8 protein-coding genes are annotated in these 10,829 nt (G+C 60.1%); 4 read left to right on the plus strand and 4 right to left on the minus strand.

What is annotated here, in order from left to right; genetic code table 11:
* Nucleotides 1-179: 179 nt before the first annotated feature.
* Nucleotides 180-665, minus strand: coding sequence for a transcription termination/antitermination NusG family protein (locus FCL40_RS17920; RefSeq protein WP_136854641.1), 486 nt, complete (start codon nt 663-665; stop codon nt 180-182).
* 462 nt (nt 666-1,127) lie between these two features.
* On the opposite strand from FCL40_RS17920, the gene FCL40_RS17925 reads away from it, so the two are divergent.
* A complete protein-coding gene (locus FCL40_RS17925) occupies nt 1,128-2,594 on the plus strand; it encodes a peptide MFS transporter (RefSeq protein WP_136854642.1) in 1,467 nt (488 codons plus the stop codon).
* Between the two features lie 1,475 nt (nt 2,595-4,069).
* Here FCL40_RS17925 and FCL40_RS17930 read toward each other — a convergent pair.
* The 3 genes from FCL40_RS17930 to FCL40_RS17940 all read right to left on the minus strand — a co-directional run bounded on the left by FCL40_RS17930 (nt 4,070) and on the right by FCL40_RS17940 (nt 5,835).
* Nucleotides 4,070-4,366, minus strand: coding sequence for a GIY-YIG nuclease family protein (locus FCL40_RS17930; RefSeq protein ID WP_136854643.1), 297 nt, complete (start codon nt 4,364-4,366; stop codon nt 4,070-4,072).
* 236 nt (nt 4,367-4,602) lie between these two features.
* Nucleotides 4,603-4,899 (minus strand): EscU/YscU/HrcU family type III secretion system export apparatus switch protein, encoded by a 297-nt coding sequence (locus FCL40_RS17935; protein ID WP_136854644.1) that lies wholly within the window; start codon nt 4,897-4,899, stop codon nt 4,603-4,605.
* Between the two features lie 3 nt (nt 4,900-4,902).
* Entirely contained in the window at nt 4,903-5,835 is a 933-nt protein-coding gene (locus tag FCL40_RS17940; RefSeq protein WP_136854645.1) for a hypothetical protein, read from the minus strand.
* Between the two features lie 454 nt (nt 5,836-6,289).
* Between FCL40_RS17940 and FCL40_RS17945 the strand changes: the two genes are divergently transcribed.
* From FCL40_RS17945 to glmM, 3 genes are all read left to right on the plus strand, one after another.
* Nucleotides 6,290-7,093: an MlaA family lipoprotein gene (locus tag FCL40_RS17945; protein WP_229360372.1), complete on the plus strand. Its 804-nt coding sequence runs from the start codon at nt 6,290-6,292 to the stop codon at nt 7,091-7,093.
* A 120-nt stretch (nt 7,094-7,213) separates the two neighbouring features.
* Complete coding sequence (locus FCL40_RS17950; protein ID WP_136854646.1) at nt 7,214-8,281, plus strand: response regulator; 1,068 nt, start codon at nt 7,214-7,216, stop codon at nt 8,279-8,281.
* A 177-nt stretch (nt 8,282-8,458) separates the two neighbouring features.
* A complete protein-coding gene (glmM, locus tag FCL40_RS17955; protein WP_136854647.1) occupies nt 8,459-9,796 on the plus strand; it encodes a phosphoglucosamine mutase in 1,338 nt (445 codons plus the stop codon).
* Nucleotides 9,797-10,829 lie beyond the last annotated feature (1,033 nt).

Raw genomic sequence — 10,829 nt, forward strand, 5'->3', positions numbered from 1 at the left:
TATCGGCCTGTAATTTTTCAACTATTTCTCTGCTAATGTGGCAGCCCTCATTTTTCGGGCGCATTGCCACTATCCTTCATTTTTATGACTGAATTGCTACAGCACCCACTTCAAAGCGACCTGGCTCAATGCCTGCTTGACCGCGGACGAAGTTCGGCAATCGCTTGGCGCTTCTAACTTCAGACTTTCAATGCGCTTAGCGGAACTTCAATCTGGTGTTGACGGTTTATTAATTTCACCAGCAAGCGGCAACGCTCATCGTCGCTGATCTCCTGGAACAGTCCTTCGATGTCGTTAAAGGCGCCGTGGCTGAAGACCACCGTGTCCCCCGGCTTGGGCAATGGTGGAGGGGCAGACTGCTGCAACTGCGGCTGAGCCTGGCAGCGACGGCGCAGGCCAACCACCAGCGACAGTTCTACCGGACGCAACTCGCCCGTGGTTCGCACCACATCGATCATCCCGAACAGGCGCAGCACCGAGGAGAAGGCGGACCGATAGGGGTCGAGCCGAATAAACAGGTAGCCCGGAAACAACGGCTTGAGCTGGGTGCTCTTGGAGTCTTTCTGAATCTGGGGCAAGAAGGTGCTGAAGCCCATGGCCTCAACCTGTTGAGAGATTTTACGTTCGGAACACGCGCGAACGCGAAACAGATACCACTGCAGCATGCTACTTCCTTGTGTTTAATGTGGCCCTCAGCGACCTATCCTTGTCTGCTGGTTGGCTCAGTCAATGACTGGTCGGGCATTGTGACACGACCATCACGCCTTTCCCAGCCCCTCCAATTAAAAAAATAACGTTCGCGACTGCAGTTTACCGTTCCGTGAGTTACCCCTCGATTTGGGCCGGACTCCCGTGATCATGCTCACACCAGACCGCCGATCATAGTCCCGGATTTCAACCAATTTCTATGCAGCACAACGGTTCGTAATTGAAGATGAGTCACCTGTGCCGAAAGCCACTGTCAACGCGGGCTCAACCACCGGTCCACATTGACTTAACAGGGCAATAAAGGGTATACAAGTGCATCCCTCCGCTTTCAACTATCACAACATTTGGGTGGGGCGCCTGCTCATCCGTCATGGACGCGGGCTAATCTGTTTAAAAATGCAAAGAAGGTTACATACTCAATGAGCGCAGCGAAACCGCAAGCCGGAACCATGCTGGGACACCCCAAGGGACTGTTCCTGCTGTTCACCACCGAGCTATGGGAACGTTTTAGCTACTACGCTATGCGGGCCATCCTGGTACTCTACCTTGTAGACAAAGTTCAATCAGAAGGCGGTCACGGTCTGGGCTGGACCCAAGCCGACGCGCTGGATCTCTACGGCACCTTCACCGGCCTGGTATACCTGACTCCCCTGTTCGGTGGCTGGATCGCCGACAACCTGCTGGGTCAGCGTAAGACCATCATCATCGGTGGCGCCCTGATGGCCGCCGGCCAGTTTATGCTGGGTACCCCCCACGCCTGGGTGCCGGGCATGGAAACCGAGATGTTCTACGCCGGCCTGTTTACCCTGATCATCGGTAACGGCCTGTTCAAGCCGAACATCTCCACCATGGTGGGTGACCTGTATGAAGAGGGCGACCACCGCCGTGACGGTGCTTTCACCATCTTCTACATGGGCATCAACGTCGGTGCCTTCCTCTCCGGTATCGTAGTGGGTTCCGTGGTAGACGCCTACGACGGCAACTTCCAGGCCGGCTTCATCTGCGCCGGCATCGGTATGGTGGCGTCCCTGCTGATCCAGTTCGCGTTCGCTCAGAAGCTGCTGGGCGACATCGGTACCGTGCCCGCCGCCAAGCTGGAGCGTCAGCGCCAGACCGAAGTTCGCAAGGAGCCCCTGACCAAGGTTGAGCGCGACCGCATCAAGGTGATCATGGTACTGGGCCTGTTCACCATCGTTTTCTGGGCCGGCTTCGAGCAGGCCGGTGGTCTGATGAACCTGTTCACCAACGACTTCACCGACCGCATGATCGGCTCCTGGGAAGTGCCCACCACCTGGTTCCAGTCCCTGAACGCCATGTTCATCGTGATCTTCGCCCCGGTGATCGCCTCTATCTGGGTGCGCATGGGTGACCGCGAGCCCACTTCTCCGGTGAAGTTCGCCCTGGGCCTGGTGCTGCTGGGCGTTGGCTTCCTGTTCATGATGGGTGCCGTGATTGAGATGGATGGCGACGCCTCCAACAAGTCCTCCATGATGTGGCTGGTCGGTGCCTACTTCTTCCACACCATGGGTGAACTGTGTCTGTCCCCCATCGGTCTGTCCATGGTGACCAAGCTGGCGCCCCTGCGCATCGCCTCCCTGATGATGGGCGCCTGGTTCCTGTTCGTTGCCGTTGCCAACAAGGTGGCTGGCTTCGTGGGCTCCTTCATTGGTCACGGCGGCGCCGCCGAAGAGCAGCTGGCCAACGCCATGTCCATCTTCTCCGGCATCTTCATCACTGCGGTCGCGTCCGGTGTGCTGCTGTACTTCATGTCCGACAAGCTGGTGGACTGGATGCACGGCGCCGAAGACGCCCATCCCAAGACCGAAGAGGAAGCCCTGGAAGAGGAAGTGGCTGTTACTGCCGAGCACGAAGGTATCAAGAACTGATAACCCTCTTTAGAATCAGACAAGCCCGGCCCTGTGCCGGGCTTTTTGTTGGGTCACCACCAGTGCTTCTTGCTCTGAAGGTAACGAAAAGACGCCGGTTCCCGGCGTTCGCCAGGGAGACGAGGGTGCGATGAATTTAGCTAAGTGCCTTGTAGGCAAGCCCGGCCACTGCGGTCTGTCCTAGCACGGTCACTCCGGCGCACGCCGGAGCCCAGTGGCTTTTGGGGTTGACTCAGGCAGCCGTAACCTTGGTGCGCTCTAAAGACGCTGGCCCCTGGCGTTCGCCAGGGAGACGAGGGTGCGATGAGGAAAGCCTAGTGCTTTGCAGCAAAAGTTCACATTTGGCTGCAGGTCCGCACTGAAAGACTTCAGGGCGCTGCTGCTTCCCCCAGCACGGTCACTCCGGCGCACGCCGGTGCCCAGTGGCTTTTGGGGTAGCCCCGTGCGCTCTAAAGACGCTGGCCCCTGGCGTTCGCCAGGGAGACGATTGTGCGATGAGGAAAGCCTAGTGCTTTGCAGCAAAAGCTCACATTTGGCTGCAGGTCCGCACTGAAAGACTTCAGGGCGCTGCTGCTTCCCCCAGCACGGTCACTCCGGCGCACGCCGGTGCCCAGTGGCTTTTGGGGTAGCCCCGTGCGCTCTAAAGACGCTGGCCCCTGGCGTTCGCCAGGGAGACGATTGTGCAATGAGTTTAGCTAAGTGCCTTGTAGGTTCGCACGGAAGCAAGCCCGGCCACTGCGGTCTGTCCTAGCACGGTCACTCCGGCGCACGCCGGAGCCCAGTGGCTTTGGGGTTGACTCAGGCAGCCCTAACTTTGGTGCGCTCTAAAGACGCTGGCCCCTGGCGTTCGCCAGGGAGACGAGGGTGCGATGAGGAAAGCCTAGTGCTTTGCAGCAAAAGCTCACATTTGGCTGCAGGTCCGCACTGAAAGACTTCAGGGCGCTGCTGCTTCCCCCAGCACGGTCACTCCGGCGCACGCCGGAGCCCAGTGGCTTTTGGGGTAGCCCCGTGCGCTCCAAAGACGCTGGTCCCTGGCGTTCGCCAGGGAGACGATTGTGCGATGAGGAAAGCCTAGTGCTTTGCAGCAAAAGCTCACATTTGGCTGCAGGTCCGCACTGAAAGACTTCAGGGCGCTGCTACTTCCCCCAGCACGGTCACTCCGGCGCACGCCGGAGCCCAGCGGCTTTTGGGGTAGCCCCGTGCGCTCTAAAGACGCTGGCCCCTGGCGTTCGCCAGGGAGACGAGGGTGCGCGTAAGCTAGCGAAGTGCTCTGATGCAAAGCCAGCGAGAAGAAGACACTGGATCCCGGCGTTCGCCAGGGAGACGATGGTGCGATGAGGAAAGCCTAGTGCTTTGCAGCAAAAGCTCACATTTGGCTGCAGGTCCGCACTGAAAGACTTCAGGGCGCTGCTGCTTCCCCCAGCACGGTCACTCCGGCGTACGCCGGAGCCCAGCGGCTTTCATCGACTTCTCTCTCAGCCTCTACAAATGTCTTCCCACAAGTCCCGCCAGTAGGGGTTGGACCGCTCTATTAGTTCAACCTTCCATTGTCTTTGCCAGTTCTTTAGCTGCTTCTCTCGGGTGATAGCTTGGTACATGGAGGCGTGCATTTCGAAATAGACCAGCTTGTTAAGCTTATGCCTTTGGGTAAAACCATCCACGGCGTGGCTGCGATGCTCCCACACCCTTTTGTACAGGTTGGAAGTGACACCAATATACAGGGTGCCATTTCTTGCGTTTGTCATTAGGTAGACACAGGGCAGCTTGTCCATATTTCCTCTCCTTCCATGGAGTGAGGGTTTTAAGGGTAGTTAGCAAAACCTTTGCGTGAAAGACACTGGCCCCTGGCGTTCGCCAGGGAGACGAGGGTGCGAACACCGGAGTTCGGTCGCTTGAGCTTATTCAGGCAACCGCCATCGCAACCCGCTTCAAAGACGCCGGCTCCCGACCAGCGGTGAGATGGGTATTTGGTAAGAAATTGTAAAACGTTCAGTGGTTGTCGAGGCCGCTAGGCCTTGAAGTCGATCTTATTGTGGATATTGGCCCACTGCTCCGGAAACTTACCCTCCAGCATATAGGCATAGGCGATGAGCTCGGCCACCACCACGTAGAGTGCGGGTGGCACCTCCTGACCCACCTCCAGTTTGGAGAGCACCTCGGCCAGTTGCCTGTCTTCATGCACCAGGATCCCCGCCTCTATCGCCGCCTGCTCAATATCGTAAGCCAGGCCACCCTCGCCGCTGGCCACCACCTTGGGGGCGCTCTGTTGGTCATACTGGAGGGCCACCGCCTTCTTATCGCTCATCCGCTATCTCCCCATGGCGCCGTAGGTCACCTTGCGGGCAGGCTGGGCAACCGACTCCGGCACTTCACCCACCTGGCAACGGCTAAATTTGGTGGAAAGCCTGTGTTGATTCAGACGCTCTCTCAGCGCCTCGATGCGCTCATCCACCTGGTGGGCCAGGGCACGGCTGTCACTGACCGTCGCCACCTGCAGGGCCTCATCCTGATAGCGAGCCCTTACCAGCAGGTGTCCCAGTGACAACTCGAAACGCAGGGTCAGCAGCCAGAACTCTCCCTCCCTCTCCTGGTAGCGAGCCAGTGCCAGCTGCAGCTGCCTCTGAACCCGCTCCTGCTCGTAGGGCAGCGCATAATAGAGAATCAGGTTGTCGCCATCGGCCTGGCTGTGTCGATGAAACTCGTTGGCCCCGGAGAGCAGCTCGGCGGTTTTTCCCGCCAGCAGCGCCTTGACCTCGTCGGAGAGGGCGCCGAGCAGGCCGCTCCCCTGTCCCACACCCGCCGACCTCCCCTGAAACTGAAACCACAGCCTCAGCATCAGTGGCAGCGCCGGTCCCGAGGCCAGCGGAGCGCGGCCCAGCAACGAGCGTAACAGGCTGGGATCCGCCAGCTGGGCCAGGGAGTTCAGGGTGGTTCGCTCCTGAGGATCGCCGATGCGCCGCCCCAGAGCCGCCAGCACCGGGGCCAATTCGGGTCGCCCGGCCAACAGATCCAGCAGCCCGGGGGCGACAGAGGCGCCCTGGGGCGAGGCAACAGCGGGCTGAGACGCGCCCTGAGTTTGAGTCAGGGTAACGGCCTCTCCAGGACGATACAGCGCCAGTGAGGGCTTACCTGCCTGGCTCTGCACCCGCCCCATCACCGGACCGGGAGATTGACCGACAAGACCGTCGGCCAGTACCCTGCCGCCCCCCTTGGGCAACAGCTGGCCACGATTATTAATCACCAATTCCAGTAGCTTTGATGAGTTTTTTGAAACGCCTTGTTCAAGATTTTTAAATACACTGGAGTTTGTTAAGCTCTGCACCAATGTTAAAGTACGCAGCTGATAGGACTGACGGCCAAACCGCTTCAGCGCCACCAGGGCACCCGCCGGAAGGTGGACCTGCGACTCCAGAGACACCATCTGGCCTCCCAGCTTGAGGGTCAAGGCCCCATTGAGCTGGGACTGGACGGTCGCCAGCAAAGAGGGCTGGGATTGTCCCGATGTCGCGGTTGCCGGCGCGCCGACCGGGGCAGTGGGCATGATGGCCATATATAACTAAACTCCAGAAAGGACTGAACAAGTTCCTTCTTACCCTGCAGGCCAGCCGTGCCCAAGGCGAACATAGTTTGGGTGCTGTCCCCAAATGGGAGGACAGCCGCTGCGCGTGACTGTGCCTTAACTAGGATATCGACGATTGAACAACTTTCTTGAACGCAAAGGACCCATTTTCAGACGCTGCCTGCCCCTGTGGCTGGCAGCGGCTGCACTGTTCATTGCCCCAGTTCAGGCCGAGGAGCCGTCCGGGGCGCAGACCGACCAGGCCGATGTAGAGTATCGGGATCCCCGCGATCCCTTCGAGCCGGTAAACCGCTGGATCTGGGACTTTAACTACAATGTACTGGACAAGCACCTGTATCGTCCGGTGACCTACTTCTACATCGACTGGGTTCCCGAGGGTGCCCAGATCGGTGTCGAAAACTTCCTGAAGAATATCGACGAACCCTCCAGCGCGGTGAACAACCTGCTGCAGGGCAAGGTCAAGTGGTCCGCCAACGCCGCCGGCCGCTTCGTGATCAACACCACCCTGGGCATTGTCGGCATCTTTGATGTCGCCAGCAACATGGGGCTGGAACGCAAACAGGACGAGTTTGGTGAAGTGCTAGGCTACTGGGGTGTGTCCGATGGTCCCTACCTGATGCTGCCGGTCCTCGGGCCCAGCACAGTTCGGGATGAGGTGGGAGACTTTGTGGATGGCCTCTACTTCCCCTACGCCCACCTGACCTTCTGGCAAAAGACGGCCCGCTGGGCGCTGGATGGACTGGCAACCCGGGCCAAACTGGTGGACCAGGAGCCGATACTGGACAACTCCCTCGATCCCTACGTGTTTGTGAAAGAGGGTTATTATCAGTATATTGCCTACAATCTCTACGATGGCAACCCGCCCATTGAAGAGGACGATGACGAATTGCTGGAGGAGTATCTCGACGAGATCGAGTAGCCCCAGGCCACCAAAGAGCTGCACTCAATGCAGCCGGGAACGCCATCTATTGGGGGCGGCAACTGACCGCCCTGAGCTCAAGGGTCGGAGCACCGCTGTCAGGTGCCAAGGATAACAACAATGACGTTAAGCTCTGTCAGAGCCCTGCTGGTGGAGGGAGACACCAAGGTCTCCACCAGGTTGATTGACTACCTCGAATCTCTTGGACTGACCGTCGATCTTGCCGAAACAGCCGGCCAGGCGCTGGGCAAGGTGATTGGCCGGCGCCCGGACATTATCCTGATGGACCTCAACCTCCCTGGAATGGATGGCGTTGGCCTGCTCCGCTCCATGGGAGAGATTGAGGCGCCGCCGCCGCTGATCCTGATCTCCAGCAAAACCCTGCTCACCACCCAGGTCCGTTCGCGCTACCCCTTTATCGTCGCCAGCTTCGAAAAGCCCGTCTACGACCTTGGGGAACTGGGACAAACCATCGAGGAGGCGGTCACCCCGCAACGGGATCGCCGCGGCGCACTCAAGGGGGAGCTGTCCGAGATCAATATGGATGCCTTCTCCGACCCCGGTGTCGCCATTCTCTCCCAGCAACTGATCTTCCAGGACCCCAAACTGACCCAGGCCGGTGCCCTCACCCGCTACGGCGCCTACAGCAAGGGGCTGATTGCCAAGTGGTTCGTCAGCCACACCCAGCTTACCAACGATACGGTTGCTGGCTTCGTGGCTTACATCCCCGCCGAGATGGAGCAGGTGGCCTTCGTGTCGCTGATGCTTCAGACCTATCTCAACGGCCTGCGCCGCCGTCGTGCCCAGGATCGGCAGATCGCCCTGCAGGCGGAGGTGATCCTTAACACCCTGGCCCACGAAGTGGCGGTATCGGGATTGAAGGTTCCGGTGCAGATAGGCTTCTACACCTACCAGAGCGCCGAGCGCAAACTCTCCCTGGCCCTGGTGGGCAACGAGATTAAGGGGTATGTGCGCCAGAACCAGCACCTGACTCCGATCATGTTGCGCTGCGGCCGCTCCCTGCTGGACTCGCCGCTGATGTGCGCCGCGGTGACCCGCACCCTGGAACCGGACAGCCAGCTGGTGCTGTTCGGCGGCAACTCCAGCCTGCGCAAACAGCTGCTGATGGATGAGTTCCCGGGGTTCCAGGAGGGGCTGATCGAGGGCGCCTACCTGCAGGTGGAGTGACTTCCAGCCTGTCAAAACTCTCCGCTTTTGAGTATCATCTTGCCCCAGCAAACCGGCCTGAACCCCAGTTGCCGGTCCGGTCCCTCGCACACCGGTGTGAAATGGACCCTTCACATTCAAGCGGGCGGCGCCCTGGCGTGCCCCTCCCATACTGGGCAAGCAATCAAGAGTTTGACTATGTCTCGAAAGTACTTTGGAACCGATGGTGTTCGCGGCCTGGTGGGCAAGTACCCCATCACCCCGGATTTTGCCATGAAGCTCGGCTGGGCCGCCGGAAAAGTGTTGGCCAGCAAGGGCAACAATCGGGTGCTCATCGGCAAGGACACCCGCATATCCGGTTACATGCTGGAATCGGCCATGGAAGCCGGCTTTGTCGCCGCCGGCATCGACGTCGCCTTTCTCGGCCCCATGCCGACGCCCGCGGTGGCCTACCTGACCCGCACCTTCCGCGGTGAGGCCGGGGTGGTGATCAGCGCCTCCCACAACCCCTACCACGACAACGGCATCAAGTTCTTCTCTGCCGACGGCACCAAGTTGAACGACGACATCGAGCTGGAGATCGAGTCCTGGCTGGATCGCGAGATGGACTGTGTTCCCTCCGAGCGCCTGGGCAAGGCCAGCCGTATCGCCGATGCCGCCGGCCGCTACATCGAGTACTGCAAGGCTACCTTCTGCCGCGAGTTCAGCCTGCGCGGCCAGCGCATCGTCCTCGACTGTGCCCATGGCGCCACCTACCATGTGGCGCCGCCGGTGTTTACCGAGCTTGGCGCCGAGGTGATCACCATCTGCAACACCCCCAACGGCACCAACATCAATGACCAGTGCGGCGCCACCCACCTGGCCGCCCTGCGCAAAAAGGTGGTGGAGGTGCGGGCCGATTTCGGCATCGCCTTCGACGGTGACGGTGACCGGGTGATGATGGTCGACGCCGATGGCAGCGTTATCGACGGCGATGTCATCCTCTATATCCTGGCCAGTCACTGGAAACGCAAAGGGATCGCCTTCGGCGGTGTGGTCGGCACCCAGATGGCCAATATGGGGCTGGAACTGGCCCTGGCGGAAATGAACATCCCCTTCGCCCGCTCCAAGGTGGGTGACCGTTACGTGGTGGAGATGCTCAAGGAGAAGGGCTGGTCACTGGGTGGCGAGAACTCCGGCCACATACTCGCCCTGGAGCACGCCAGCACCGGCGACGGCATCATTGCCGCCCTGCAGGTGCTGCAGGTACTGGCGGAAACCGGCCAGACCCTGAGTAAGGCCCGCGCCGGGATGACCCTGCTGCCCCAGGTGCTGGTCAATGTGAAATTTTCTGGCCAGAGCGCCCCGCTGGAGGCGCAGGCCGTTCAGCAGGCGGTTGCCGATGCCGAGGCCTCCCTGGCAGGCCGTGGCCGGGTACTGCTACGCAAGTCCGGTACCGAGCCTCTTATCCGGGTAATGGTGGAGGGCGAAGACCAGGCCCAGGTGGACCATTTGGCCCACGCCATCGCCGATGTCATCCGGGCGGAGGGCAGCTGAGGCTGGCCAACCCCTGACGATATTGACTAAGCCAGCTGCCTGTTCAGCTGGCTTTTTTATGCGTCCGTTCCAGTGTTTTCATGGCCACAGGCCCCTGTGGCCTCGGCTTATGGGTGCCATGTTAAAGACACTGGCCCCTGGCGTTCGCCAGGGAGACGAGAAGGCGCGGAGGCTAGCGAAGTGCTCTGATGCAAAGCCAGCAAGAGGAAGACACTGGATCCCGGCCTTCGCCGGGAAGACCATGGTGCGATGAAGCAAGCCTAGTGCTTTGCAGCAAAAGCTCACATTTGGCCGCAGGTCCGCACTGAAAGACTTCAGGGCGCTGCTGCTTCCCCCAGCACGGTCACTCCGGCGTACGCCGGAGCCCAGCGGCTTTTGGGTTGCCTCAGACAACCGTCACCTTGGCTCACTCTAAAGACACTGGCCCCTGGCGTTCGCCAGGGAGACGAGGGGCGCGGAGGCTAGCGAAGTGCTCTGATGCAGAGCCAGCGACAGGAAGACACTGGATCCCGGCCTTCGCCGGGGAGACGAGGGTTCGATAAATTTAGCTAGGTGCTTTGGAACAACACGCGTATCTGGCTGCAGATTCGCATTGAAAGACTTCAGGGCGCTGCTGCCTCCCCCAGCACGGTCACTCCGGCGTACGCCGGAGCCCAGTGGCTTTTGGGTTGCCTCAGACAACCGTCACCTTGGCTCACTCTAAAGACACTGGCCCCTGGCGTTCGCCAGGGAGACGAGGGGCGCGGAGGCTAGCGAAGTGCTCTGATGCAGAGCCAGCGACAGGAAGACACTGGATCCCGGCCTTCGCCGGGGAGACGAGGGTTCGATAAATTTAGCTAGGTGCTTTGGAACAACACGCGTATCTGGCTGCAGATTCGCATTGAAAGACTTCAGGGCGCTGCTGCCTCCCCCAGCACGGTCACTCCGGCGTACGCCGGAGCCCAGTGGCTTTTGGGTTGCCTCAGACAACCGTCACCTTGGCTCACTCTAAAGACACTGGCCCCTGGCGTTCGCCAGGGAGACGAGGGGCGCG

Origin of the sequence: Ferrimonas sediminicola (assembly GCF_005116715.1) — a bacterium.
In the GTDB taxonomy this organism is placed as follows: domain Bacteria; phylum Pseudomonadota; class Gammaproteobacteria; order Enterobacterales; family Shewanellaceae; genus Ferrimonas; species Ferrimonas sediminicola.

Bases quoted from the DNA above. Each gene is read 5' to 3' on its own strand.
- FCL40_RS17920 (WP_136854641.1), bottom strand. From the start codon at position 665: ATGCTGCAGTGGTATCTGTTTCGCGTTCGCGCGTGTTCCGAACGTAAA.
- FCL40_RS17950 (WP_136854646.1), top strand. From the start codon at position 7,214: ATGACGTTAAGCTCTGTCAGAGCCCTGCTGGTGGAGGGAGACACCAAG.
- FCL40_RS17930 (WP_136854643.1), bottom strand. From the start codon at position 4,366: ATGGACAAGCTGCCCTGTGTCTACCTAATGACAAACGCAAGAAATGGC.
- FCL40_RS17925 (WP_136854642.1), top strand. From the start codon at position 1,128: ATGAGCGCAGCGAAACCGCAAGCCGGAACCATGCTGGGACACCCCAAG.
- glmM (WP_136854647.1), top strand. From the start codon at position 8,459: ATGTCTCGAAAGTACTTTGGAACCGATGGTGTTCGCGGCCTGGTGGGC.
- FCL40_RS17935 (WP_136854644.1), bottom strand. From the start codon at position 4,899: ATGAGCGATAAGAAGGCGGTGGCCCTCCAGTATGACCAACAGAGCGCC.